The organism is Brevibacterium sp. K11IcPPYGO002, assembly GCF_050920635.1.
In the GTDB taxonomy this organism is placed as follows: domain Bacteria; phylum Actinomycetota; class Actinomycetes; order Actinomycetales; family Brevibacteriaceae; genus Brevibacterium.
In genome coordinates this window covers 399,778-424,894 of sequence record NZ_CP131929.1, presented here as the reverse complement: position 1 = coordinate 424,894, position 25,117 = coordinate 399,778, and the positions used below count along the sequence as shown (strand labels likewise).

The 25,117-nt window shown below is 65.6% G+C and carries 22 protein-coding genes; 11 read left to right on the top strand and 11 right to left on the bottom strand.

Going from position 1 to position 25,117, the window contains the following annotated elements; all coding sequences use genetic code 11:
- Positions 1-53: 53 nt before the first annotated feature.
- Positions 54-1,433 (bottom strand): benzoate 1,2-dioxygenase large subunit, encoded by a 1,380-nt coding sequence (gene benA / locus QYM46_RS01955; protein ID WP_432790596.1) that lies wholly within the window; start codon positions 1,431-1,433, stop codon positions 54-56.
- A gap of 244 nt (positions 1,434-1,677) precedes the next feature.
- On the opposite strand from benA, the gene QYM46_RS01950 reads away from it, so the two are divergent.
- Entirely contained in the window at positions 1,678-2,349 is a 672-nt protein-coding gene (locus QYM46_RS01950; protein ID WP_432790594.1) for a hypothetical protein, read from the top strand.
- Positions 2,350-2,383: 34 nt separating this feature from the next.
- Positions 2,384-3,703 (top strand): benzoate/H(+) symporter BenE family transporter, encoded by a 1,320-nt coding sequence (locus tag QYM46_RS01945; protein WP_432790593.1) that lies wholly within the window; start codon positions 2,384-2,386, stop codon positions 3,701-3,703.
- Here the strand turns inward: QYM46_RS01945 and QYM46_RS01940 are convergent.
- Both QYM46_RS01940 and QYM46_RS01935 read right to left on the bottom strand, forming a co-directional pair.
- On the bottom strand, positions 3,634-4,776 hold the full coding sequence (locus tag QYM46_RS01940; RefSeq protein WP_432790592.1) for a CaiB/BaiF CoA transferase family protein: 1,143 nt from the start codon (positions 4,774-4,776) through the stop codon (positions 3,634-3,636). The two genes, QYM46_RS01945 and QYM46_RS01940, sit on opposite strands and share 70 nt — an antisense overlap.
- Positions 4,773-6,596, bottom strand: coding sequence for an acyl-CoA dehydrogenase family protein (locus tag QYM46_RS01935; protein WP_432790590.1), 1,824 nt, complete (start codon positions 6,594-6,596; stop codon positions 4,773-4,775). The genes QYM46_RS01940 and QYM46_RS01935 overlap by 4 nt, the downstream gene beginning before the upstream one ends.
- Positions 6,597-6,685: 89 nt before the next feature.
- Here QYM46_RS01935 and QYM46_RS01930 point away from each other — a divergent pair, with 89 nt between their 5' ends.
- Both QYM46_RS01930 and QYM46_RS01925 read left to right on the top strand, forming a co-directional pair.
- Positions 6,686-7,588 carry a LysR family transcriptional regulator gene (locus tag QYM46_RS01930; RefSeq protein ID WP_169251119.1) on the top strand — a complete coding sequence of 301 codons (903 nt, stop codon included), beginning with the start codon at positions 6,686-6,688 and terminating at the stop codon, positions 7,586-7,588.
- Positions 7,589-7,904: 316 nt separating this feature from the next.
- Entirely contained in the window at positions 7,905-9,422 is a 1,518-nt protein-coding gene (locus QYM46_RS01925; protein WP_432790588.1) for an MFS transporter, read from the top strand.
- A 256-nt stretch (positions 9,423-9,678) separates the two neighbouring features.
- Here the strand turns inward: QYM46_RS01925 and QYM46_RS01920 are convergent, their stop codons facing one another.
- Both QYM46_RS01920 and QYM46_RS01915 read right to left on the bottom strand, forming a co-directional pair.
- Positions 9,679-10,461, bottom strand: coding sequence for a CoA-transferase subunit beta (locus QYM46_RS01920; protein WP_432790587.1), 783 nt, complete (start codon positions 10,459-10,461; stop codon positions 9,679-9,681).
- Positions 10,458-11,459, bottom strand: a complete 1,002-nt coding sequence (locus tag QYM46_RS01915) for a CoA transferase subunit A (RefSeq protein WP_432790585.1) — start codon at positions 11,457-11,459, stop codon at positions 10,458-10,460. The genes QYM46_RS01920 and QYM46_RS01915 overlap by 4 nt, the downstream gene beginning before the upstream one ends.
- Before the next feature lie 110 nt (positions 11,460-11,569).
- Between QYM46_RS01915 and QYM46_RS01910 the strand changes: the two genes are divergently transcribed.
- Together QYM46_RS01910 and QYM46_RS01905 are read left to right on the top strand one after the other, a co-directional pair.
- Entirely contained in the window at positions 11,570-12,463 is an 894-nt protein-coding gene (locus QYM46_RS01910; RefSeq protein WP_432790584.1) for a LysR family transcriptional regulator, read from the top strand.
- A gap of 265 nt (positions 12,464-12,728) precedes the next feature.
- Positions 12,729-13,952 carry an acetyl-CoA C-acetyltransferase gene (locus QYM46_RS01905; RefSeq protein ID WP_432790583.1) on the top strand — a complete coding sequence of 408 codons (1,224 nt, stop codon included), beginning with the start codon at positions 12,729-12,731 and terminating at the stop codon, positions 13,950-13,952.
- Between the two features lie 175 nt (positions 13,953-14,127).
- Here the strand turns inward: QYM46_RS01905 and QYM46_RS01900 are convergent, their stop codons facing one another.
- The 5 genes from QYM46_RS01900 to QYM46_RS01880 form a co-directional block, all read right to left on the bottom strand.
- Positions 14,128-14,505: a DUF2255 family protein gene (locus tag QYM46_RS01900; protein WP_169251113.1), complete on the bottom strand. Its 378-nt coding sequence runs from the start codon at positions 14,503-14,505 to the stop codon at positions 14,128-14,130.
- An 11-nt stretch (positions 14,506-14,516) separates the two neighbouring features.
- The gene (locus QYM46_RS01895) at positions 14,517-14,858 is read right to left on the bottom strand and encodes a carboxymuconolactone decarboxylase family protein (protein ID WP_169251112.1); all 342 of its coding nucleotides are present in this window, start codon (positions 14,856-14,858) and stop codon (positions 14,517-14,519) included.
- A gap of 53 nt (positions 14,859-14,911) precedes the next feature.
- On the bottom strand, positions 14,912-15,769 hold the full coding sequence (locus QYM46_RS01890; protein WP_432790582.1) for an aldo/keto reductase: 858 nt from the start codon (positions 15,767-15,769) through the stop codon (positions 14,912-14,914).
- A gap of 8 nt (positions 15,770-15,777) precedes the next feature.
- Positions 15,778-16,200 (bottom strand): cupin domain-containing protein, encoded by a 423-nt coding sequence (locus QYM46_RS01885; RefSeq protein ID WP_432790581.1) that lies wholly within the window; start codon positions 16,198-16,200, stop codon positions 15,778-15,780.
- 78 nt (positions 16,201-16,278) lie between these two features.
- Complete coding sequence (locus QYM46_RS01880; RefSeq protein ID WP_432790580.1) at positions 16,279-17,169, bottom strand: helix-turn-helix domain-containing protein; 891 nt, start codon at positions 17,167-17,169, stop codon at positions 16,279-16,281.
- Between the two features lie 135 nt (positions 17,170-17,304).
- Here QYM46_RS01880 and QYM46_RS01875 point away from each other — a divergent pair, with 135 nt between their 5' ends.
- The 5 genes from QYM46_RS01875 (at position 17,305) to QYM46_RS01855 (ending at position 24,202) form a co-directional block, all read left to right on the top strand.
- The gene (locus tag QYM46_RS01875; RefSeq protein WP_432790579.1) at positions 17,305-18,465 is read left to right on the top strand and encodes a CaiB/BaiF CoA transferase family protein; all 1,161 of its coding nucleotides are present in this window, start codon (positions 17,305-17,307) and stop codon (positions 18,463-18,465) included.
- A 139-nt stretch (positions 18,466-18,604) separates the two neighbouring features.
- Positions 18,605-19,744 carry an acyl-CoA dehydrogenase family protein gene (locus QYM46_RS01870; RefSeq protein WP_432790577.1) on the top strand — a complete coding sequence of 380 codons (1,140 nt, stop codon included), beginning with the start codon at positions 18,605-18,607 and terminating at the stop codon, positions 19,742-19,744.
- A 333-nt stretch (positions 19,745-20,077) separates the two neighbouring features.
- Complete coding sequence (locus tag QYM46_RS01865; RefSeq protein ID WP_432790576.1) at positions 20,078-21,508, top strand: purine-cytosine permease family protein; 1,431 nt, start codon at positions 20,078-20,080, stop codon at positions 21,506-21,508.
- Positions 21,509-21,764: 256 nt separating this feature from the next.
- Positions 21,765-23,258 carry an Nramp family divalent metal transporter gene (locus QYM46_RS01860; RefSeq protein WP_432790575.1) on the top strand — a complete coding sequence of 498 codons (1,494 nt, stop codon included), beginning with the start codon at positions 21,765-21,767 and terminating at the stop codon, positions 23,256-23,258.
- A complete protein-coding gene (locus tag QYM46_RS01855) occupies positions 23,258-24,202 on the top strand; it encodes a phosphoglycerate dehydrogenase (RefSeq protein WP_432790573.1) in 945 nt (314 codons plus the stop codon). Before QYM46_RS01860 ends, QYM46_RS01855 begins: the two co-directional genes overlap by 1 nt.
- Before the next feature lie 70 nt (positions 24,203-24,272).
- Here QYM46_RS01855 and QYM46_RS01850 read toward each other — a convergent pair whose 3' ends face one another.
- Positions 24,273-25,013 (bottom strand): ATP-binding protein, encoded by a 741-nt coding sequence (locus tag QYM46_RS01850; protein ID WP_432790572.1) that lies wholly within the window; start codon positions 25,011-25,013, stop codon positions 24,273-24,275.
- Positions 25,014-25,117 lie beyond the last annotated feature (104 nt).

Here is a 25,117-nt window from a genome sequence, read left to right as displayed (position 1 = left end):
TTCTGCGAATGCGCGGGTCGCTCCCGCGCGGGTCTGCTCCACGTGTGTGCGGATCAACTCCGCGCTGTGGCGTCTGCCGCATCCTCCCGTTCCAGAGCGCCGACCATCACGGACTGCCAGTATTCGTGCTGGACGGGGTAGAGGCCTTCGTCCTCGGTCTTCGCGCCCGAGGCGATCGGGTTGATGCCCAGGCCCTTCGCCTGCTCGTCGGGCCCGTCGATCTGGTGCTCCTGACCGCGGGACATGTCGTTCCACGGAGCTGCCGAGGCGCGGTAGGTCTTGTGCGCAGACCGGAATTCCTCGAGGTCATCGGGAGTGGCCATGCCGGTGGCATTGAAGAAGTCTTCGTACTGGCGGATCCGGTTCGCCCGGGCTTCGGCGGATTCGCCCTTCGGCGCGATGCAGAACGTGGTGACCTCGGTGAGGTCGGCGGAGATCGGCCGGATATGGCGGATCTGTGAGCTGAACTGGTCCATCAGGTAGACGTTCGGGTAGAGGCAGAGGTTGCGGGAGATGTTCGTCATGAAGTTCGCCATGGTCTCCCCGTATTCCGTGACCAGGCGTTCCCGTTCCGACCACAGCGAACGGTCCTCGGGGTTCGTCCACTCCTGCCACAGCAGCAGGTGCCCGTAGGGGAAGGAGTAGAAGCCGCCGGCGACCTTGCCCCAGCCGCCTGCATCCATGGCCTTCGTCTCGTTCTCCGATTCTCCGGACTTCCGGCGGGCGGTGGTCGCCGCATAGTTCCAGTGTACGGAGGTCACGTGATAGCCGTCGGCCCCGTTCTCCGTCTGCAGCTTCCAGTTGCCCTCGTAGGTATACGTCGTCGCGCCTTTGAGGACTTCGAGGCCATCCGGTGACTGGTCGACGACGGAGTCGATGATCACCCGGGTGTCGCCGAGGTGCTCCTCGAGCGGAAGGACATCGGGGTTGAGCGAGCCGAAGAGGAAGCCCCGGTAGCTTTCGAAGCGGGCCACTCGGGTGAGGTCGTGCGACCCTTCCTTGTTGAACTGTTCGGGGTAGCCGCCGTTGCGGCCGTCCTTGACCTTGAGCAGCTCACCGGAGTTGCGGAAGGTCCACCCGTGGAAGGGACAGGTCAGGGTGGTGCGGTTGTCGGTCTTGCGCCGGCAGAGCATCGCCCCGCGGTGGGCGCAGGCGTTGATGAGGCAGTTGAGTCCGCCCTGCTTGTCGCGGGTGATGACGATCGGCTGGCGACCGATATAGGTCGTGAAGTAGTCGCCGATCTCGGGGATCTGGGACTCGTGGGCCAGGTAGACCCAGTTGCCTTCGAAGATGTGCTTCATCTCGAGCTCGAAGATCTCCTCATCGGTGAAGATCTGCCGATTCACTCGGCGGACGCCGTCTTCGGGCCGTTCCTGGACGCCGTTCGCGATGAGTTCGCGGGTGTCGGGACGGACATCGAGCGTATCGGTCATGGGAGCCTCCATTGGTCTCTGCGGTGCGTTCGAGCATCCGATCTCAGGGCGAGCATCCGGTGTGAGAACTCGGCGCTGCCCGATCGGTCCACCCCATCCTCGGCGATCGTGATGCCCTTCACACCAGGGGGATGCCTAGGCATGACCCAGGGGGTGCGAACTGGGGTTCTCGGGGTGCCGGGCGTCGGCCTCGCGCCACTAGGGTGACCGGTGATCTCTCAGCGTTGAGGAAAGGACCGCTTCTGTGGAACGCATCGAACAGCTCTATTCGGATCTCGCCCGGCTCGGCCGCGAAACGGAGATGATGGACACCGTCATCACCATGCTCGCCGACGACCTGATGGAGAAGACGACCGCGGACGGGCACAGCCGCCACGTCGTGCTCTCCCGGATCGTCGAGGGCGGATTCGAGCTCTCCCGCCTCATCGAAGCCGCCCTCGGACTGCCGACTGCGGCCGATGCCGACGACGATGCCGTCGAGGATGTCCGCAACGGCTTCCGACGCTGCCATCTGGCGTTCACCGCGGCGGCGGGACACCTGAGCCGAATGCCCGCCCACGAGACCGTGGACTATCGCGGGCTTCACCTGAGCCCGGGCGAGGTGGTGGGCCAGCGGATCGGTGAGATCGTCATCGCCCATGATTCCCTGGGCACTGCATGGACCATCGAGGAAGCCGACCCGGACTCCGCGCTCGATGCCCTGGAGACGCTCATCCGCAGACTGCGGATCGCCGAGGCGGCCCCGGGCCTCATCATCGAAACGACCGAAGGCGACCGCTGGGAGATCGGCGAGGACGGTCAGGTCGTCACCGGCGATCGTGAGGACCTCGTACAGTGGCTGGCGTGGGGGCATCCCGGGGAGATCGAATCCGCCTCGGAGCTTCCCGTCCTGCCGACCCTGCCCCGTTGGATCTGAGCCGCTGCCTGACGAATCCGACGGGAGAATCCCCATGCACGAACGCCCCGACATCTCCGCACCCGACTCGGCGTCGCGGAGGGAGCCGCTGTTCGAACGGCCCATCGAATCGATGCCTCGGTGGGCGGATATTCGGCGCGATATCGGCCTCGATCACTGTCTCAATGCTGTTGTCGGACTGATCTTCGGCATCACGGGACCGATCGCTGTGACGATGGCGGTCGGGTTGGCCGGTGGCCTGTCGAATGCGCAGTTGGCTTCGTGGGTCTTCGGGATATTCCTGTCGGCAGGCTCGGCCACGCTGGTCATGTCACTGATCTACCGGCGCCCCCTGGGTTTCGCATGGTCGATTCCCGGGACCGTGCTGCTGGGCCCCTCCCTGCAGCACCTGAGTTTCGGTGAGGTGGTCGGAGCCTTCTTCGTCACCGGTGTGCTCACCCTGGCTCTGGGCATGAGCGGTCTGGTGCGGAGGACGATGGCGCTCATTCCGCAGCCCATCGTCATGGCGATGGTCGCGGCGATCTTCCTCCAATTCGGCACCGACATCGTCGCATCGAGTCGGACCGCGCCTGCCATCGTCGTGCCGATGGTCCTCGCCTACATCCTCCTCACAGCGGTGCCCGGACTGGCGCGGGTCATCCCGCCGGTGCTCGGGGCTCTGCTCGTCGGCTTCTTCGCCGTCGCCGTCGGCGGTGACCTCGATCTCGCGCCTGCGGGACCCGTCGTCGCCCACCCGGTGTTCACGGCACCGGTCTTCACCTGGTCGGCACTGCTCGAGCTCGTGGTTCCGCTGACCCTGACGGTTCTCGTCGTGCAGAACGGACAGGGCGAGGCCGTGCTCGCCCAAGCCGGTCACCGCACTCCGGTCAACGCCTCGGCAGTCGTCTCGGGACTCTTCTCGGTGCTCAATGCCTGCTTCGGCGCCGTCTCCGCATGCCTGACAGGCCCGACCAATGTTCTGCTCACCGCTTCGGGCGAGCGCGAGCGCCACTACACGGCGGCTCTCTTCTACTCTCTCCTCTGCTTCCTCGCAGCCGCATTCTCCCCGCTGGTCACTCGCTTCATGCTCGGGACTCCCGAGGCGTTCATCCTGGCGCTGGGCGGGTTGGCGATGGTGGGCGCTCTGCGCCAGGCTTTCGTCTCCGCGTTCGCAACCCGATTCACCTTCGGCTCACTGACGACCTTCATCGTCACGATCGCCGGATTCGACCCGTTCAACATCCATGCCGCGTTCTGGGGAATCCTCCTCGGCTGCGTGGTCTCCCGGTTCCTCGAGCCCCAGGATCACAGAGCCGCCGGACTCTCCGCAGCCGCAGAGACGTCCGCCACCGGCTGCACCGGCGAGATCCGGTAGCTTGCCGGGGTCCGGGCGAGCTTGATCGGCGAGGCCACCCCGCGGTAGCCGTCGCTCATCTCCACGACCATCTCGCGGTGCGCGGTATGCGGGTGCTCGACCACCTCGGCGGCGTCGAGGATCGGACCGGCGGGCACGCCGATGCTCATGAGCTCCTCGGACAGCTTCTCCGCCGAGGCAGAAACCATCAGCGCTTCGAGCTCGGTCCGCAGCGCGTCTCTATTGCCCAGACGGGCCGCATTGTCGACGAACCGCGGGTCCTCGGCGAGCTCGGCAGCACCGAGGTGGTCGACGAGCCGGGCGAACTGTCCGTCGTTTCCGGCGGTGATGAATATCTGCCCGGCCCCGGTCGCGAACGCCGAATACGGGGCGATGTTCGGATGGTCGTTGCCCGACAGCTTCGGCACGGCTCCGCCGCCGAAGAAGTTCGGCAGATGCGGGTGCATGACGGAGATCCCGCAGTCGTACAGCGTCGTCTCGACCCGTTGACCGCGCCCGCTGGTCACTCGTTCCTGCAGCGCCATGAGCACGCCGATGGCCGCGTTGAGCCCGGTGACCATGTCGACGGCGGGCATGCCGATGCGCATCGGCCCGGTCGACGCATCGCCGTTGACCGACATCAGCCCCGACATCGCCTGGATGATCGCGTCGTATCCCGGTCGCCCGCCCAGCGGACCGTCGTCACCGAAGCCGGTGATCGACGCGTGCACGAGGTGCGGGTAGCGGTCCGGAATATCCGCCACCGGATCGAGCCCCCACTTCGCCAGGGTCCCGGTCTTGAAGTTCTCGACGAGCACATCGGCGCCGGCCAGCAGCCCGTGCAGCGCCTCCTGCCCCGCTACGGTGCGCAGATCGAGGGTGATCATCCGTTTGTTCCGGTTGATCCCGGCGAAGTAGCTCGACACCTCGGGCGCGACGAACGGCGGCCCCCAGGTGCGCGTGTCATCGCCGGCCGGCGGCTCGACCTTGATGACCTCGGCACCGTGATCGGCCAGGATCTGCGTGCAGTAGGGCCCACCGAGGATGCGCGAGAGATCGACGACAGTGATCCCGGCGAGTGCTCCCGCGCTCACTGTCCGCTTCCTCCGGAACGCGCAGTCCCATCCTCGTCGGACTGACCGGAGCCATCCTCGCCGAGGATGTCCTCGACGGCCGCGAACGCGTCGTCCCGGCCCATGCCGACACCGTCGATGAGGGCGTCGAGGACAGCGTCGTCTTCGACGACGGGGACGAGCGGGTTCTGCGGCATCAGTTTGTGGCGCAGCACCAGGGCGGCGATGACGATGCGCGACCAGTCGCCGCGGCGCTCACCGATCCGCGCACCTTCCGAGGCCATGATGGACGCGCACACGAGGTTGTAGGTCGCGGTCGCGAGCTGCCGCACCCGCGCCTGCTCAACGCCTTCGGGCGTGTTTTCGAGCGCGTGCAGCAGCGTCGAGCTCAACGATTGGACCTGACGGCGGAACGCGGCCGGGAGGTCGGCCGCCTCGGCGATGAGCGTCTCCACGTGCAGGAACAGGGGCCCCAGCTTCCCCGCCCGGTGGGCTGCGCGGATGACGTCGAGGGCGACGATGTTCGAGGTGCCCTCCCAGATCGATCCGAGCTGGGAGTCGCGGAAGACGCGGGCGTCACCGTACTCCTCGATGTAGCCGACGCCGCCGCGGATCTCCATCGCGTCCGCGGTGACCTTGCGGGCGTCGCGCGTGGCACGGAACTTGATGAGCGGGGTGAGGATGCGCAGCACCGAGGCGGCTTCGGCATCCCCGGCATCGGCGCGGGCGAAGACGGCGGCCGTGTGCAGTGAGATCGACAGCGCCTGTTCCGTGGTCGTCATGATCTTCGCGAGCTGGCGACGCTGCAGGGGCAGCTTGCTCAGGGTCGAGCCGAAGGCTTCGCGATTGCGGCAGATGAACTTCGACTCCCCGAAGGCCCGGCGCATGAGGCCGGCCGCGCGCACGGCGTTGGACAGGCGGGAGGAATTGACCATATCGGCCATCTGCACGAATCCGCGTCCGATGTCGCCGACGAGGTAGGCCGTCGCTCCCTGCAGGCTGATCTCGCCGCTGGGCATCGACTTGGTGCCGAGCTTGTCCTTGAGACGGACGATGCGCATCGAGTTCGGCGACCCGTCCTCGAGCGTGCGGGGCAGGAGGAAGAGTCCGATGCCCTTGATGCCCGGCTGGGCTCCTTCGGGTCGGGCGAGGACCATGGCGAGTTCGGCGTCGGCGTTCGAGCAGAACCACTTCTCTCCGGTCAGCGCCCAGGTGCCGTCGCCGTTGTCGACGGCCGTCGTCGTCGCCCGGCCGACGTCGGAGCCGGCGTCCTGTTCGGTCATGAACATCGCGCCCTGGGTGAGAGTGTCGACATCGGTGCTCGTCAATCCGCCGATGAACCGCTCGACGAGTTCGGGGGATCCGTACTTGCGCAGGGTGCGGGTGAGCGAGTCGGTCATGTTCACCGGGCACAGCAGTCCGAATTCCGCCTGCGTGAACAGGTAGACGAGGAGGTACTTGACGATCGGCGGGATCGGTTCGTCCCAGCCGAGGACACCGGGCCGGTGGCTCATCGCGGCCAGACCGAGTTCACCGAAGGCAACTTCCTGCAGGCGACGGTAGGCCGGGTGGATCTCGATCGACTGCTGATCGGCACCGCTGCGGGTGCGGTGCTTGAGAACCGGAGGATTGTTGTCGGCATCGTGGGCGAGGTCGTCGAGCTCTGCCCCGAGGCGGGGCCCGAGGTCCTCGAACACGGGGCGCAGGTGCGCGAGCAGCTTCTCGTCGAGGTAGAGCGGCAGCAGGTCCTTCAGCGACCGATCGTCGGCGAACCGGTCGATGCCGTGGCTGTCCGGAACGGGGGTCATCGTCGTCTCGGGCGACGGAACTGTCTCACGCAAGATAATCTCCTTTGATGCTTTCTTCGACGGTATGCCCGAGAATCTGCAATTGACAAAGACATTTCTCTTATCCCTGATAATCTTCGGTTATGGCAGAACCGAGTCTCAAGCGCCTCCAGTACTTCATCGCCCTGGCCGAGCACGGCAAATTCCAGCTCGCCGCCGACGCGGTGAACATCTCCCAGCCGGCGTTGAGCGCCGAACTCAAGAGGCTCGAGGACTTCGTCGGCAAACCGCTGTTCCACCGCAGTCCCGTGACGAAGCTGACCGCGGCGGGAGAGGCGCTGCTGCCCTATGCGAAGTCTGCCGTCGGGGCAGCCCATCGATTCAACGAGTACGCGGCGGCCGTGAACACCGGGGCACCGACGTCGATCTCGATCGGCACCGTGGCCACCTTCCTCCACCGTGGCCTGCCGCAGACGATCACGGACTTCTCCGCGACGCATCCGGACATCCTCGTCACCACCGAGGAAGCCACCTCGGCGGCGCAGTCGGACATGCTGCTCGGCCACGACATCGACATCGCCTGCGGCCACATGCCTCTCCAGCACCCCGGCGTCGTCTGCACTCCGGCGGCCCGGGAGTCGTTCTGGCTGTGCGCTCCGGCGGGATCGCCGATCACCACCATCGCCGAGGCGGTCGACTCCCCGTTCGTCATCTTCCGCAAGAGCGCATCCCCGATCTACCACGACACCGTCGTGGGCATCTGCCGCACACACGGCTTCGAACCGCAGATCCACCATCGGACGGCCAGCTGGTCGGCCGCCGTCGAGATGGTCGCTCACGGACTCGGCGTCTCCCTCGTCCCCTCACCGGTGGCCCGCAGCTACCACGGCGATGAGCGACTGACCTTCACCCGCGTCGGCACTCGTCCGAATGCTCCGCAGGCGTGGATCACCGTTCGCCGGGAGGATCAGTCCACACTCATCGGCGACCTCGCCCTCGCCCTCGTCATCGCCTCGGAATCACTCGCCGACCCGGTCGCCGACTGAGGAACCGAGCCCCGTCTCACGAGTGTCCACAGCCGCCTCGGCGAACCCGATTTCGCACTCTGATACCCACCTGGCAACAATGACTTCCCGCGCAATCGGGACTGGTATCAGCAAAAATTCTCCCCTCCCGCTCTACGGGCCGGTAGGCCGCAGAACATCAGGGAATTCAGCTCCAGCTTCACTACAGGTTATGGCGATATAACCAAATAGTGTTTGCACGGCCCTCCGGGGCAACTTACGGTGAACGAGCACCTATACCACGTCAGCAACGCGTGGCATCGGTCGGCGCAATGACGCTCCACCTGAGAGGAATCGCATGTCTGACTCCGTCAACACCGCGAAACGTGCCCGCAAAGCCGGCATCGCATCGTTCATCGGAACCACCATCGAGTGGTACGACTTCTACATCTACGGCACCGCCTCGGCGTTGGTCTTCGGGCACGTCTTCTTCCCCGACACCCTGCCCGCCGGCGTCGGCACACTGCTCTCCTTCGTCACGATGTGGGCGGGCTTCCTCGCACGTCCGCTCGGCGGCATCATCTTCGGCCACTTCGGCGACAAGTACGGACGCAAGAAGACACTTGTCGTCACCCTTGTGATGATGGGTGCGGCGTCGTTCCTCGTCGGCCTGCTGCCCGGATACGCGACCATCGGCATCGCCGCTCCGATCCTCCTCACCGGCCTGCGCATCCTCCAGGGCATCGCCGTCGGCGGCGAATGGGGCGGTTCCGTACTCATCGCCAGCGAGAACGCCCCGAAGGGCAAGGGCGTCCTGTATTCGGCCTTCGCCCAGCAGGGATCACCGGCAGGAAACCTCATCTCCTCGGGCATGTTCTTCGTCCTCGCACTCATGCCGACCCCGCAGTTCCTCCTCTTCGGCTGGAGGATCGCGTTCCTCGCCTCGATCTTCCTCATCGTCATCGGTCTCGTCATCCGCCTCAAGCTCGAAGAGCCGGAGAACATGAAGGTCGTCAAGCAGAAGGACGCTGTCGTCAAGGTCCCCGCACTCGAGGCGATCAAGAAGCACTGGGTGCTCATCCTCCTCGGCGCCGGTGCGCTGCCGCTCATCCAGGTCACCTACCTCAAGACGACATTCGCGACCGCGTGGGCGACGGACTCCACCCATTCGTGGGGCTACAGCTCGTCGACCTTCCTCGGCATCGTCACCATCGCGCTCGTCGTGCAGTTCATCGTCCAACCGTTCGGCGCGATCATCCTCGACCGCGTCAAGGACATGCGCAAGGCGATTTTCTGGATCATCGTGCCGGAGTTCGTCCTCATGCCGCTCATGTTCTTCGCGATCGAACTCGGTCATCCCGGCATCGCGCTGGCTGCCATGGCCGCCGCGACCGTACCGCACTCGTTGTTCTACGCCGGCATCGGCGGCATCATCGCCCGGGCGTTCCCCACTCGAGTCCGGTACACGGGAATCTCGCTGGCCTACCAGCTGTGCTCGATGACCGTGGGCGGCGGCACCGCCGCGGCCGCACAGTGGATGTACACGAGCTCGGGATCCATCGTTCCGGTAGCGATCCTCAGCGCCGGCTATGCGCTCGTCTCCCTCATCTGCACGCTCATCCTGCTGAACAAGACCGGCTGGACGGCGAGCGAGAGCTCGAAGGCCGAAGCCGCCGACGAGGCGGAATTCGCCGCAGCCCGCGCCGCCGAGAAGGCCGAGCGCGACGCCGACGAGAAGGGTGTGCCTGGCGCGACCGGCTCCGCTCCGGCCGCCGACTCCGCGGACGCGGTCGGCACCAGTGATTCCGTGTCGGCCGCCGACACCACAGGCGCGGGCTCCGAACCTGTACCGGCGCGCGCCCCCGTCACTCCCTGAGGCTTCAGCCTCGACGACGATGAGGCCCCTGCCTCGATAACCATGCGGTCCCGAGTCCCCTGATGGACTCGGGGCCGCATCGCATTGCGCGGTCTGCTAGGTGTAAGAGGTCAGGAGGCTATCGACGGGGCAATCAGCCGAAGATGCTCACGGCACTGTTCACGACGAATAGCACATTTTTAAAACTGTGCTATTCGTCGTGAACAGTGCCGTGACGCTGGTGTCCTCGGGCAGGTGCCAGTGCCCCGTGCCAGCCTCAGCGCAGGTAGAGGCGAACCGTGTCGATCTCGTCGCGGAGCAGCCGGACCTCCTCGGCCGTCGGCGCCTGCGTCTGCGTGACATCCTCAGCGACGGCGAGGTCCCAGCCGGTCGCCTCCTGCACCTGCTCGACGGTCACTCCCGGGTGGACCTCGGTGAGTTCGAGCTCGCCGAGCCGCTCCCGCCGCCGCAGGATCCCCAACGGGGTGATGACGGTGGAGACGCCGAATCCACGCGGTTGGATGAAGTCCGGCTGCTCCGCCGCGCGCACCGGCGAGGCCGAGGTGACGAAGTCGAGTTCGGCGGGGAAAGCGGCCGGATCGTGGCGGCGGAGGACGACGAAGACCTCTCCGGCGCCCGCCATGATGTCCGCGGCCCCGCCCGACCCGGGCAGGCGCACTGTCGGAGAGTCCCAGTCGCCGATGACGGTGGTGTTGAGCGAACCGTACCGGTCCACCTGCGCCGCGCCGAGGAAGCCGACGTCGACGTTCCCACCCTGGAGTACGTACCCGAAGAGGGCATGCATGTTCACGACCGCCTCGGCGCCGGAGACGACGACGGAGTCCGCGATGCCCTCGGCCATCGATTCGGGGTGCGCGCCGGCGACACCGGATTCGTAGATGAGCTGGATGGTCGGATTGACCGTGCGGTGGGCGAGGTCGACGGCCAGCGTGGGCAGCCCGACGCCGGCGAAGACGGTGCGGCTGCGGGCGAGCATCTTCGCGGCCGCGCAGACGATGAGTTCGGTTTCGGTGAAGTCCTTCGCCGAGGCGGCGCTCACTTCAGGCTCCCTTCGCCGAGTCGGGCACGGCCGAGTTGGGCAGCGCCTTGTTGGGCAGGGCCTTGGGCAGTGCCTTGTTGGGCACGGCGTCCGTAATCGACCGCGCCCGAGGGGCGCGGATCCACGAGCAGACCGCGGAGGCGATCGTGACCGATCGAGTCGAGATAGTCGGCGTGGTCGCGGGTGCCGCGAACATGGGCATCGAGCCACTCCTGCAGCTTCACCGGGTCCTTCGAGATCGCGGTCCATTCGCGGTAGAAGGCATTGTCACGGTCGTAGGAGCCCTGCACATAGGACGGGTGCGCCCCGGTCCGCACCTCGCACACCGCGTCGACGGCGTGGGCGGGGATGAGGGTGCGGTTCGGATCGGAGCGGACGACCTTGTCGTCGACGATCTCCTCGACGGTGACGATGACATGGTCGGCCGCGTACACGGCTTCCTGCTGAGTGCCTGTGATGCCCCAGATCTGGACGTTGCCGTGCCGGTCGGCGCGCTGGGCATGGATGATCGTGACATCGGGGTTGAGCGGCGGCACGACGTACGTCTTACTGCCCGAGTACGGGTCGACGACGGAGCGGATGTCCGGGTTGATGCCGGGAATGTCGGACCCGACGAAGGAGGCGATCGGGGCGAACGGCAGCCGAGCGGCTCCGGCGTGATAGCGCAGCGTCATCGCGTGGTGTGAGTGCTCGTCGACCGCGAGCGGCCGCGGGTCGGCAGATTCGATGCGACGACGCACCTCGTAGAGGCTGCCCGCCGAACCGGAGGCGAAGAACGAGCAGACGAGGCGATCGACGCAGTCGGCGGCGATCATCATGTCGCTGAGCAGATCGGGGGTGAGCCGGCAGAAGGTGAGTCCGGAGATTCCCTGCCGGATGATCTCGTGTCCGGCGGCGAACGGGATAAGGTGGGAGAACCCTTCGAGCGCCACCGTGGCTCCGTTCTCGACGAAGCGTTCGATGGCCTCGGGCAAACTGACGACTGTGTCACTGTCCATGGTTCGCAGGCTATAGCAATTACCGAAATCCGCAAAACAACTCTGTGATTATTGCCTAATCATGCAATAATTAAGACATTCGCCCGGACCGCCTGATACAGGAGACCATTGTGGAGCTGCAGCAGATCCGAGCCTTCGTCGCCGTCGCCGAGGAACTCCACTTCGGCCGCGCCGCCGAACGCCTCGGCATGGCTCAGCCTCCGCTGAGCCGCACCATCCGCTCCCTGGAGACCGAGCTCGGCGCCTCACTGTTCCAACGCACGACCCGCTCGGTCAGCCTCTCCCCCGCCGGTGAGGCGCTGCTCGAACCGGCCAAGCACATGCTCGCCACCCAGCAGGCCGCCATCGAATCCGTCCACCGCTCCTCCAGCGGTGAGGTCGGACGCGTTCGCTTCGGCTATTCACACCCCTCGTCCCGCGACCTCGCCGCCACCCTCGTGGCGGCCTCACACGATCGCAATCCGGGCATCACCTTCCACCTCGAGTCGACGGTCTATGCCGACGAAGGCCTCGAGAGGATCATGGACGGCACTCTCGACCTCGCCCTGGTTCGCTGGCGCCGGCGGCCCCCGCTCATCGCCGGCCGCCCCGTGGCCATCGAGCGCCCATGCGTCGCGATGCCGAGCACCCACCGCCTGGCGGGTCGGAAGAAGATCACCGTCGCAGAGCTCGCCGACGAACCCTTCGTGCTCCTGCCCGCGCGGCCGAATTCGAACCTGCGCGAAACCGCCATGCGCCTGTGCCTCGATGCCGGATTCAGCCCGCACACGGTGCAGGAGGCCCCCGACTCGCAGTCGATCTCCGCGCTTGTGGCTGCCGGGATGGGCGTGACGATCACGTTCGACTCCGTCGCCGCCGGCTACGATTCGCGGGTCTCCGCAGTGCCGCTCGACCTGCCGAATGAGGCCACCCAGCTGCACCTCGCGTACCGCCTCGACCAGCAGGACGCAGCCCTGAACACGGTCCTCGATGTCGCCGAGGCGGTCCTGCCGACCGTCCGCTGAGCCAGGCGCATCGCCGGCCGAGTCCTCAAATTCGCCGGCTGAGCCACGCTGAACCCGTCGTTCGCGCCGAAACGATCGCGCTCAAGGGCCTCCGCGCCGCAGGGCCGGCCGACCATTCATTGAGACGCCCCTTGTCAGCCTCAATCCATTCGGATATGTTCATAAATCAGAACGTATTGATATCAGGATCGGCAGTGATGCCGATTGTGTCGGTGCCGCGGCTGCCGCAGTCGGACGGCTCGACAGCAACTCAAAGGGAGACTCTGTGTCCGAAGACATCGTCATCTGCGAACCTCTCCGCTCCCCTGTGGGCGGATTCGGCGGACAGTTCAAGAACGTTCCGCATGAGGAGCTCGGCCGACAGGTCCTGACAGCACTGCTGGAGAAGACCGACCTGCCGGGAGAGACCATTGAGGATGTCGTCCTCGGCAACTGCTATCCGCACATGGAGACTCCGGCGATCGGCCGCGTCGTCGCCCTCAATGCGGGACTGCCGATCACCGTTCCCGGCCGCCAGGTCGACCGCCGCTGCGGCTCCGGCCTGCAGGCGATCGCCGATGCCCACGCGATGATCTCGGCCGGCTTCGCCGACCTCGTCGTCGCCGGCGGCGTCGAGTCGATGAGCCGTGCACCGTTCTTCAACGAGGAGATCCGCTGGGGTGTCAAGGGCGGCAACATCGAGCTCAAGGACGGTCTCGTCCGCGGCCGCCTCACCGCCGGCGGCGAAGACTACCCTGTGCCCGGCGGAATGATCGAAACCGCAGAGAACCTGCGTCGGGAGTACAAGATCTCACGGGAGGACCAGGACGCCTACGCGGTGGAATCGCACCGTCGGGCCGCCACGGCGACGGAAGAGGGGAGGTTCGCCGACGAGATCGTGCCGATCACGCTGCCGGCCACCAGGAAGACCCCCGAACAGGTCATCACGACCGATGAGCACATCCGTCCCGGATCGACGGTGGACAAGCTCGCAAAGCTCAAGCCGATGCTCGGGAAGTCCGACGCTGAGGCCACGGTGACGGCCGGCAATGCCTCGGGCCAGAACGACGGCGCCGCGCTGTGCATCGTCACCACCGCCGCCAAGGCCGCCGAGCTGGGCCTGCGGGTCTTCGCCCGTATGCGCAGCTGGGCCGTGGCTGGAGTGCCGCCGAAGACGATGGGCATCGGTCCGGTGCCCGCGACGGCCAAGGCCCTGGAACGGGCCGGGCTCGAACTCGGCGATATCGACCTCATCGAACTCAACGAGGCATTCGCGGCGCAGGTGCTCGCCTGCACGACCGAGTGGAAGCTCACGGAGTCCGACTTCGCCGAGCGTCTCAACGTCAACGGCTCGGGCATCTCACTGGGCCACCCGGTCGGCGCGACCGGTGGGCGCATCCTCGCCACCCTGCTGCGCGAGATGGATCGCCGCGAATCGCGCTACGGCCTCGAGACCATGTGCATCGGCGGGGGCCAGGGCATGGCCGCCGTCTTCGAACGCGTCGCCTGAGTTCTTCACCAGACGATCCGACCCGCCAGCCCCGAGTTCCGGACGATCCGTGCGGGAACAGACACCCATTTCCCGCACGGATCGTCCGGAACTCTCACTCTCCTGCGGCGGGCCACGATCAGCGGTCCGCCGCAATCACCATCCAGAAGCCGGCACCTATCCGCTGGGCGGGGCATCAATCGCGCGGAGCGACCTCGACCGTCGCCGCCTTCGGGCCGGCGGCCACCATCGGGGGAAGGTAGGGGCTGCCCGCGTACTTCGCCTCGTAGGCGGAGTCGATGCGGGCGCCCAGCTCGGCATCGTCGATCGGCTCGAATTCGACCTCGTACTCCTGTCCGGCCGCGCTGATCCTGCCGAACCGCTGCTCCAGCGCCGACCGGTACCACTTGCCGTCGGTGCCGTTGTAGGCACGGACGAAGACCCGGCCGTCGACGACGACCGACCAGATCCAGGTCAGGGTTCCGGTCGTGTGTCCGTCGGCGTGGTAGACGGCTATGTGGAAATCGTCGTTGTCTCCGATCGCCTCACTGATCTCTGTTGACCATTCGTTCATGGTTTTCCTCCTCAATCGTCGGTGAAGACCTGCTTCGCGACCGACATCGCTCCCATCCCGTTGGGCCAGCCGGCGTAGAAGGCCAACTGAGTGATCGCTTCCTTGAGCTCATCCTCGGTGCATCCGTTCTGCCGAGCGAAGTCGAGGTGGAAGGCCAGCTGCTCCATCTTCCCGGTCGCCACGAGGGCTGCGACGGTGATCATGCTGCGATCGCGTTTGCTCAGGCCTTCGCGTTCCCAGACCTCGTCGAAGAGGACTCGGTCCGTGTAGTGGACCAGGCCCGGGGCGAAGTCCCCGAATGCTCGCTGTCCTCCGGTCCACCCTGTTGCCGACTCTTCCGTGCTCTCGCTCATCCCGGATCCTCCGTTCTCTGAGTTCTCTGTCATGGTGTGCGCATGCTGTCCGGTCACTTGCCGCTGTAGACGGGGAAGGCGGCGAACTCGCCGTAGTCGCTCTGCTCGAGACCGCGCAGTGTGCTCATGTCGTCGTCGGAGATGACGAAGTCGACGTCTGCATTCGTTCGCATGTGATCGGGATTCGCAGTCTTCGGCAGAGAGACTGCCCCCAGCTGCAGGGTGTAGCGGATGCACAGCTGCGGAACGCTCACTCCGTACTTTTCGGCCACGGCGGCGACGTCGCGGTTCTCGAGCATCTTTCCGTGGGCGATCGGAGAATAGGCCTCGACGAGGATGCCCTTGCTCTGGCAATGGGCGATGAGGTCCGCAGGCGTGTTGCCGATGTGAGCAAGAACCTGATTGACGTGAGGAGTCACTGTGGCGCTCTCGGTGATTGCGGCCAGGTCGCCTTCGAGGAAGTTCGAGACGCCGATCGCCCGCAGCCTGCCCGACTGGTAGGCCTCTTCGAGTGCCTTCCAGGCCTGTCGGTTGCCCTCGCCATAGTCACCGCCGCGGAAATCGTCCCACGGCTGCGGGGCGTGGATGAGCATGAGATCGAGGTAGTCGAGGCCCATCGTGTTCAGCGACTCGTCGATCGCAGCGACCGCCGTGTCATAGTCCTTGATCTCTGCGGCGAGTTTCGTCGAGACGAACAGGTCCTCGCGAGGGACGCCGCTGGTGCGGACCCCTTCGCCGACACCGCGTTCGTTTCCGTACGCCTGAGCGGTGTCGATATTGCGGTAGCCGATCTCGATCGCATCTCGCACGGCCTGAGCGGCTTTGTCGTCCTCGATGAACCAGGTGCCCAGCCCGAGCTGAGGGATGGTCACCTCGTTGGACAGTGTCAGTGTGTCAGTGAAGATCGTCATCCCTGATCTCACTTTCCGTTGATCGTGTTGTAGGTGTCGTCGTCGACCGGTTCGAGCCATTCGTTGCTGACGTCGTCACCGGGGGTGATGAACGCGAGGTGGCTGAACCAGGAGTCCGCTGCGGCTCCGTGCCAGTGCTTCGTCCCGGCGGGCACGCGGACAGTGGTGCCCGGCTCCATGCGCACCGGAGCTTCGCCTTCGGCCTGGTACCAGCCTGTTCCGGCGGTGCACATGAGGATCTGGTCGCCGCCGCCGTTCTTCCCATGATGGATGTGCCAGTTGTTGCGGCAGGCCGGTTCGAAGGTCACATTGCTCACCGGAACGCTGCCGCCGGCGAGCGGGGCGAGGTAGCTCTGGCCGATGAAGTACTGCGCGAAGGCGTCGTTGGCCTCTCCGGTGGGGAACATCTGGTCGAATTGCGGGTCGGTCATGATCTCTTCTCCTCGTGCCGATGGGTTCTTTCGGAATCCATCCTCGTCTCCGTTGAGCTGAAGCACCAGAGGCAGAAATCATCCTGGGATGCCTTTATCCCCCTCAGCAGGGACGCCGGCGGACTCTTGCCGCTCGGTCGACCATGCGGCAAGGAAACGCAGAGCTTCTCCGGTGGGACTGTCCGCGGCAGCAGTCCAGACGACGAGCGACTGTTCGGAGTCATGGGCCTCGACGAGCGTGTCCCAGTCGAGGACGAGTTCGCCCGCGGTCGGATGGCGAAGCGTCTTCGTACCCGTTGTCAGGCTCTTCACCGTGCGCCCGGCCCACCATTCGGCGAATAGGTGATCCTGAACGGAGAGCTCGCCGACAAGAGACGTCAGCTTCGGATCGTCAGGGTATTTCGCGGCCTCCATGCGCAGCTGCGCAACCGCGGTCTGCGCTGCCGTGTCCCAGTCGGCGTAGAGCGACCTCATCGTCGGGTGGGTGAAGAGAATCCGGACGTAGTTGCGCTGGGCCGCAGGGATCGCCCCGAAGTCGATCATCATCGCCGCGGCGAGGTCGTTCCACGCGAGGATGTCCATGCGCCTGCCCATGACGATCGCCGGAGTCGTTGTCAGGTCCTCGAGTACACGCTGCAGCTGGGGCACGACCTTCTGAGCGCCTCGCCGAGGCGATCTGGTCGCGGGCTTGTCGGCGAGGCTGAAGAGGTAGCTCCGCTGGTCCTCATCCATCTTGAGCACGTCGGCCAATACGCCGAGGACGGGAGCTGAGGCTCTGATCCTTCCCTGCTCGATCCGCGTGTAGTAGTCGGTGCTGATCGAGGCGAGCTGGGCGACTTCCTCGCGTCGAAGCCCCGCGACGCGACGGTGTCCGACCCCTCCGGCCAATCCAGCCTCCCCCGGAGAGATCTCCCCGCGACAGGTCTTGAGGAAGTTTCCGAGTTCATTCATCTTCGCAGTGCCAGCCATACCCATCATCATGGCACTTCCCCCTGCCGATGAGAGGGGGAGGGAAAAATCCCTGGACGAATCCATCCGACACTTCGGACGAAATCCTCATCAGCCCCGTTGTCTTCGCCCTGGTCACCGCCGAGGATGAGAATCATGAACGCAACGAAGCAGCTGCTGACCGGTGTCCGGGTCGCCGATTTCTCCCGTGTCCTCGCCGGTCCCTACGCCACGGCGATGCTCGCCGATCAGGGCGCCGAAGTCATCAAGATCGAAATGCCCGGCCACGGCGACGATTCCCGACATCTCGGACCCTTCACCGAATTCGGGTCGACCTACTTCACCGGCCTCAACCGCGGAAAGCGCTCGATCGAGGCCGACCTCAAGGACCCCGACGACCACGCACGACTGCTCGAACTCATCGCCGAATGCGACGTCGTCGTCGAGAACTTCCGCCCCGGCGTCGCCGCGAAGCTCGGCCTGTCCTACGAGGACCTCAAGGCCGTCAGACCCGATCTCGTCTATGCCTCGATCTCCGGCTTCGGCCAGGCCGGCAGTCAGGCGGGACGACCTGCCTATGACACGGTCATCCAGGCGCTGAGCGGACTCATGGCCTCGACCGGCTTCGCCGAGGGTTCTCCCACCCGAGTCGGCGAATCGATCGCCGACGTCTCCGCCGGAGTCTTCGCGGCCTTCGGCATCTCCTCGGCGCTCTTCCACCGTCAGACCACCGGCGAGGGAGCCCACATCGACATTCCGATGCTCGATGTCATGCTCGCCATGCAGCCGACGAATGCTTCCCTCCACTCAGCTGGCTCCTCTCCGTCGCGGGTCGGCAACCGCCACCCCGTCTCCGCCCCCTTCGACACCTACCGCGCCGCCGACGGACTCGTCGTCATCGCCGTGGCCAACGACCGCCTCTTCGGCACTCTCGCCGCCACGCTCGGCAAGCCGGAGCTCGCCGCCGACCCGCGCTTCGCCACCGACGGCCATCGATCGGACAACGACGAGGCTCTGCGCATCGAGATCGAAGAGTTCACCAGCGGGCGCACCGTGACCGAGCTGTGTGAGATCTTCGATGCCGCCGGAGTCCCGAACTCCCCCGTCCTCGATTTCGCCGAGGCGGTCACCGGCCCCATCGGCAATGGTCGCGGACTCACTGCCGCCGATCCGCGCACCGGTCACGCCTATCTCGGCCATCCGCTCCTCGTCGACGGCACCCGCCCAGCGTCGACGCTTCCGGCACCTCACCTCGGCGAGCACAATGCCGACTTCGCCGAGGCGGAAACGGCGGACCTGACGGAACCGACCAGCTGAGCCCCGGGCAGAGGGAATCGGCCCATCCCACGACCGGCCCTGCCTCGGCGAGCGCGTCCTCCTCACCCCACGACCGGCCCACCCTCGGCGATCCCTTCAGCTTCAGACCACATCCACGACACCATCAAGGAGCACTCTCATGGCCTTCGACATCACCGCCGATGAACAGGAATTCGTCGACGCCGTCGCCCAGATCAGCACGGACGTCCTCGCCCCTCATGCCGCGGCCGCCGATGCGAACGAGCGTGTCTCCGACGAAACGCTGAAGACCCTCGCCGAGGTGGGGGTCATGGGGCTCAATCTGCCCGAGAAGTTCGGCGGGCCCGGAGTCGGATCGGTGGCGATGAGCCAGATGGTCGCCGCCATCACCGAGGCGTGCGCCTCGACGGCGTCGATCGTCACCGCGCAGTTCCTCGCCACCGATTCGATCCTGCTCGGCGGCACCGACGCGCAGCGCGAAGCGTGGCTGCCGCGGGCCGCCGCCGGCGAGGTCATCGGTTCCTTCGGTCTCACCGAACCCGGCGCCGGGTCGAACCCGGCGGAGATGTCGACGAAGGCCACGCGCGTCGACGGCGGCTGGCACATCAAGGGCACGAAATGCTTCATCACGAACGCCGGTTTCGCGGACTTCATCATCGTCTACGCGAAGACCGACGTCGATGCCGGCCACAAGGGAATCAGCGCATTCATCGTCGACACCGCGGCCGCCTCGGCGGGGTTGGATTTCAATCCCCCGGAGAAGACGATGGGTCTGCGCGGCAGCCCGGTCTATGAGTTCGTCATCGACACCGTCGTCCCCGAGGATGCCCTCCTCGGGAACGCAGGCGAAGGCTTCACCACGGCCATGCGGGTGCTCGACCGCGGACGCATCGAGGTCGCCTCGATGAGTCTGGGAATCGGCAAGGCAGCACTCGACGCCGCCGTGGAATGGGCGGGCGAGCGCAGGATCAGCGGGAAGCCGCTGGGCCGCCTCCAGGGCATCGCGTTCAAGCTCGCGGACATGTACACGAAGTACCGCTCGGCTTGGCTGCTGACGATGGACGCCGCCGAACAGCGCGATGCCGGGGTCGACTTCACCCGGTCCTCGGCGACTGCGAAGCTCGCTGCCTCCGAGGCGGCCGCCTTCATCGCCGACGAGGCCCTGCAGATCCACGGCGGTTACGGCTTCACCCGTGACTTCCCCCTGGAGCGCTATGTTCGCGATGCCCGGATCTACCGGATCTATGAAGGCTCCTCGGAGATCCAACGCACGATCATCGCGCGCTCCCTGGCGAAGTAGCTGCCGGCACGGAACTTAGGCGCCGGTGTCCGGGAGGCCGGGCGCGAAACAGCGCCGAAATTTGTCCAGGTCTACGATCGGCACGTCGCTTGAGTGCACGTCGCTTCAGTGCACGTCGCTTGAGTGCACGTCGTCCGAGTTCCGGTCGATCTGTGCGGAACTTGGAGGCGAAAACCCGCACGCATCGTCCGGAACTCGTCGATCCCACGGGAGGCGAGGGCCGCCTCGGCGAGATTTTCCGATATCTCGGACGAAACCTGTGACTCGGATCTCGTGGGATGCGAACCGGCGGTGCCACACTGAACCAGGTCCATCAGTTCAAAGGAGAGAAACATGGCGAGTACGACCAATTCGGGGGTCGAGAAGCGGTCCATCGAGATGGTACCTGACGCCGAGCGTCACGGAACGCCGCGTTCCCAGTTCACACTGTGGTTCGGTGCCAACACTCAGATCACCGCCATCGTCGACGGAGCGCTGGCCGTCGTCTTCGGCGCCGATGCACTGTGGGCCATCATCGGCTTGCTCATCGGCAACATCATCGGCGGCATCGTCATGGCACTGCACTCGGCGCAGGGTCCGCAGCTGGGTCTGCCGCAGATGATCTCCTCGCGTGCGCAGTTCGGAATCATCGGCGCGATCATCCCGCTCGTGCTCGTCGTGCTCATGTACATCGGCTTCGCCTCGACCGGCGCGGTGCTGTCCGGCCAGGCCGTCAACCTTATCATCGGCGTTCAGACCCCATGGGTCGGCATCGTCATCTTCGGTGCACTCACGGCGCTCGTGGCCCTGCTGGGATACAAGTACATCCACGTGCTCGGTCGGATCTCCTCGGTGACGGGCCTGCTCGGGTTCCTCTTCATCACGTACTGCGTGCTCACACAGGTCGACGTCCCCGGACTGATCTCGGGTTCGTCGTTCGCCTTCCCCGCCTTCCTCTCCGCCATCGCCCTGTCCGTGGGCTGGCAGCTGACCTACGGACCGTATGTCGCCGACTATTCGCGGTACCTCCCGCGCTCGACCCCGTCGTCGAAGACCTTCTGGTTCACCTTCGGCGGATCGGTCATCGGTTCGCAGTGGTCGATGACCCTGGGCGCGCTCATCGGTGCGGCCGCCATGACCGAGTCCGGCAACGAATTCGTCGAGAACCAGGTCGCCTATGTCGGCGACATCGTCGGCGGGGGCGTGTTCGCCCTGCTCATCTTCATCGTCATCCTGCTGGGCAAGCTCACGGTCAACACCCTCAACGCCTACGGCGCGTTCATGTGCACACTGACGATCCTCACCTCGTTCAGCAACAAGGCGACCATCCGCCGCTGGACCCGCGCGGTCTTCGTCATCGGCATCGTCACTCTCACCGTGCTCGTGGCCCTGCTGGCCTCGGCGGACTTCCTCGCGAACTTCAAGAACTTCGTCCTCGCCCTGCTCATGGTCTTCACCCCGTGGAGCGTCATCAACCTCACTGACTACTACCTCATCTCGAAGGACCGCTTCGACATCCCCGCCTTCTACGACCGGCACGGTCGCTACGGCAATTGGAACTGGCGTGCGCTGGCCGCCTACGGGATCGGCGTCGTCGTGCAGATTCCCTTCCTCGCCCAGTCCTTCTACACCGGCCCACTCGTCGCGAAGCTCGGCGGAGCGGACATCTCGTGGCTCGTGGGCATCATCGTCACCTTCGTCCTCTACTACGCGCTCATCCGCAAGCACGGAGTCGCCCCGACGGAGACGATCTACCCCAGCCTCGAGGAACTCGAGCGCAAGTGAGCCCCACCCTCACCGAGGCGGCGCTGACCTAACCGGGCAGCTGACCTCGGCAGGGTGGTTCCGCTCCCCCAACGGCCGCCGGTCGGCAGCACTCAGTGCTGTCGACCGGCGGCCTTCGCCGTGTCTCGCTCACAACGAGCATTAAATCGTCGCCAGACTCCTTAGATCTGCGCATTTCATGCACACGTGTTGCGCATATCACGCATTCGGTGGCACACTTGCAGGAGCCGCGCCAACGGGGCCGTCGCGCACCGATGTGCCCCGGGCCGCAGGCACGATCACTGAACAGATCCACCTTCGTGCAAGGAAGCCGAGTACGACCGCGCAGAACATCGACCGGGACGACCGCACGGGCGCCGTCACCGCTGTCGACCCCTACCATCTCGACCCCAAGGACGTGCTCGAACCGCCCACGACCTTTGCGGGCAAACTCAAGTACCTCGGCCCCGGTCTCGTCATCTCGGCAGCGGTCATCGGCTCCGGAGAGCTCATCACGACGACTGCGCTCGGTGCCAAGGCCGGATTCGTCCTGCTCTGGCTCGTCATCATCTCCACCGCGGTCAAGGTCTGGGTCCAGCTCGAACTCGCCCAGTGGACGATCCTGGCCGGCAAGCCCGCGCTCGAAGGCTACGGCCACGTCGGCCCCCGCCTCATCGGCCGGGCCGGGTGGATCAACCTGCTGTGGATCCTCATGGACTTCGCGAAGGTCCTCCAGCGAGGCGGCATCATCGGCGGTGCCGTCGCGGCGCTGAGCATCATGGTGCCCGTCTTCGGCGAACCGCTGTCCACCCCGTCGCTCGTGTTCTGGACCGTCGTGTCGCTCGCGGTCGTCATCGCCCTGCTCGTGACGAACCGCTACAGCATCGTCGAGAAGTTCTCCGTCGGCGCGGTCATCATCTTCACCGTCTCCACTGTCGGGCTGGCGATCTCGCTGCCCTTCACCGACTTCGCCTATACTTCGGCGGACGTCATGAGCGGACTCACCTTCGCCGTTCCGGCCGGCACGCTCGGCTTCGCGGTGGCGATGTTCGGCATCACCGGAGTCGGCGCCGACGAGATGACGACCTACACCTACTGGTGCCTGGAGAAAGGCTACGCCCGCTACACCGGCCCGAACGACGGCACCGCGGAACGTGCCCGCCGCGCCCGCGGCTGGATCTCGGTCATGCGCACCGATGTGCTCGTGTCCTGGATCGTCTCGACCGTGTGCACGATGTCCTTCTACGTCATCGGCGCGGCCATCCTCCATCCACAGAACCTCGTTCCCGAGGGCAACGACATGATCACCACCCTGTCGTCGATGTACTCCTCGACGATGGGCGAGGCCGGACACTGGATCTTCCTCATCGGCGCCTTCGCCGTCCTCTTCTCGACCTTCATCGCCTCGACCGCGAGCGTTCCCCGCCTGTGGACGAACACCGTGTCCATCCTCGGCGTCTTCGACTGGGAGAACATGCGCACCCGAACTCGCATCATCCGTGTGCTCACCGTGATCTTCCCGATCATCTGGGCGTTGAGCTACCTCATCATCCAGTCCCCGGTGATCATGGTCCAGATCGGCGGGGTGGCCAGCGGCATCTTCCTCGTCGCCGTCGTCATCGCCGTCTGGTACCTTCGCTCCCGAGAGGTGCCGGCCGAGTTCAAGTCCAACCACTTCTTCACGGTGATGCTCGTCTTCGCCTCCCTGGCGATCGGCCTGCTGGGCATCTACACCGTGTTCAAGACCTTCGGAATCGAGATCGGAGCCTGATGCGCCTCACCGTCCTCACCCCGTCCTTCGGCAAATATTCGAGCACCCCGCGCGCTCGCGCAGCTGAGCTCGGTCTCGACATCATCGACCGAACCGAAAACCATCCCAAAAATGGCCAGGACCTCATCGAGGCGATCTCCGACGCCGAGGCGGTCCTCGTCGGTCTCGATCGGATCGACGCCGAGGTGCTCGCCGCCTGTCCCGGCCTCAAGGTCGTGGCCAAGCATGGTGCCGGAGTCGACAACATCGATCTGGTCGCCGCTGCTTCCGCTGGGGTTCGGGTCGTCAACACCCCCGGAGCGAATGCCGAATCCGTCGCCGACCTCACCCTCGGGCTCCTCCTCATGGGCGCCCGCCGGATCCGAGCGGCCGAGGATTCGCTGCGTGGCGGTGAGTGGGGCGTGTTCTTCGGTTCACAGCTGAGCGGCAAGCGCCTCGGCATCCTCGGCTTCGGTCGCATCGGTCGGGAGGTCGCCAAGCGCGCGTCAGGGTTCGGCCTGAGTATCGCCGCGTACGACCCATTCGTCCCCGACGAGGCGATCACCGAGGCAGGGGCCACGCCCCAGACCCTCGCCGAGGTGGTCGCCGGGTCCGATTTCCTCACCCTCCACCTCCCCGGTGGAGAGGAGCCGCTGCTATCGGCCGAACTCCTCGCCACAATGCCCGACGGTGCGGGGCTGATCAATGCCGCCCGCGGCGGCCTCGTCGACGAGGCCGCACTGGCCGCGGCGCTCGAATCGGGCCGCCTCTCCTTCGCCGCGCTCGACGCCTTCGCGACCGAGCCGCCGGCATCGGACGACCCGCTGCTCGCCGTACCGAACCTCATCGCCACCCCGCACATCGGCGCCTATTCCGATGTTGCCAACGCGAACATGGGAACCTGGGCAGTCGAGGACGTCGTCCGCGTGCTGCAAGGCGAAGAGCCCCGCTTCCCTGTGTCCTGACCGACTCGTCGATCAGCTCAGTTCGCCTCCGCCGGCTCGGCTATCAGCTCCGGTGCGTCCCGGAGATGATTCAGACCTCATCGGAGAGCAGGAACTCGGGGATCCTGCGGTGTTGGATTCCGTTCGCGTTTCCTCCGACAAGTGGGTCGAGTGTCAGAAGGTATTTCGGATGGTTGTCCGCAATCGCTTCGAGCGACCGATGTTCTCGGCGCCTGGTCTCCTCGGTCGCGATCGTCGTGGCCACCTGGATGTAGACGACCTCGTCGGCACGCTGAGCCACAAAATCGACCTCGGCTGTTCCGACCCGACCGATGGTGACCTCGTAGCCGCGTCGCCGCAGCTCCATCCACACGATGTTCTCCAGCACTCCCGAAAGACGCTGGTCCGAGTAGCCGAACAGGGCATTGACGATGCCGTGATCACCGACGAAATGCTTCTCATCTGTCGCGAGGACGGCCTTGCCGTGCAGATCGAACCGGGGCACTCGTGCGATCACGAAGGCTTCGGACAGTGCCGTCAGATAGTTGAGCACGGTCTCATGGCCGATCGACCGGCGCTGAGACTTCATGAAGTCAGCGACACGTCGAGCGGAGAACGGATTGCCGACATTGTCGATTGCGAACGCGGCGACGCGTTCGAACATATCGGCGTCTCGGATCCGATTCCGCGCCAACACATCCCGCACGAGTGTGGATCTGTAGATGTCCATGATCATCGAGCGGGCGTCGGCTTCGTCGAGGGGCAGCATGTGCACTCCGGGGAATCCGCCGAGGCGCAGATAGCGTGTGAACTCGGCGTCTGTGTCCGTCATGCTGGCGACCATAATCGCCACTCGGGCCGATCTGACCCATCGTGGCGATTATAATCGCCACAACTTGCCGAGTGAAGGATTCCGGCGATTGCAATCGCCACGAA

Coding starts and splice junctions, on each gene's coding strand:
- QYM46_RS01855 (WP_432790573.1), top strand. CDS start 23,258: ATGCGCCTCACCGTCCTCACCCCGTCCTTCGGCAAATATTCGAGCACC.
- QYM46_RS01880 (WP_432790580.1), bottom strand. CDS start 17,169: ATGGCTGGCACTGCGAAGATGAATGAACTCGGAAACTTCCTCAAGACC.
- QYM46_RS01895 (WP_169251112.1), bottom strand. CDS start 14,858: ATGAGCGAGAGCACGGAAGAGTCGGCAACAGGGTGGACCGGAGGACAG.
- QYM46_RS01930 (WP_169251119.1), top strand. CDS start 6,686: ATGGCAGAACCGAGTCTCAAGCGCCTCCAGTACTTCATCGCCCTGGCC.
- QYM46_RS01945 (WP_432790593.1), top strand. CDS start 2,384: ATGCACGAACGCCCCGACATCTCCGCACCCGACTCGGCGTCGCGGAGG.
- QYM46_RS01900 (WP_169251113.1), bottom strand. CDS start 14,505: ATGAACGAATGGTCAACAGAGATCAGTGAGGCGATCGGAGACAACGAC.
- benA (WP_432790596.1), bottom strand. CDS start 1,433: ATGACCGATACGCTCGATGTCCGTCCCGACACCCGCGAACTCATCGCG.
- QYM46_RS01915 (WP_432790585.1), bottom strand. CDS start 11,459: ATGGACAGTGACACAGTCGTCAGTTTGCCCGAGGCCATCGAACGCTTC.
- QYM46_RS01870 (WP_432790577.1), top strand. CDS start 18,605: ATGGCCTTCGACATCACCGCCGATGAACAGGAATTCGTCGACGCCGTC.
- QYM46_RS01865 (WP_432790576.1), top strand. CDS start 20,078: ATGGCGAGTACGACCAATTCGGGGGTCGAGAAGCGGTCCATCGAGATG.
- QYM46_RS01885 (WP_432790581.1), bottom strand. CDS start 16,200: ATGACCGACCCGCAATTCGACCAGATGTTCCCCACCGGAGAGGCCAAC.
- QYM46_RS01875 (WP_432790579.1), top strand. CDS start 17,305: ATGAACGCAACGAAGCAGCTGCTGACCGGTGTCCGGGTCGCCGATTTC.
- QYM46_RS01850 (WP_432790572.1), bottom strand. CDS start 25,013: ATGACGGACACAGACGCCGAGTTCACACGCTATCTGCGCCTCGGCGGA.
- QYM46_RS01925 (WP_432790588.1), top strand. CDS start 7,905: ATGTCTGACTCCGTCAACACCGCGAAACGTGCCCGCAAAGCCGGCATC.
- QYM46_RS01890 (WP_432790582.1), bottom strand. CDS start 15,769: ATGACGATCTTCACTGACACACTGACACTGTCCAACGAGGTGACCATC.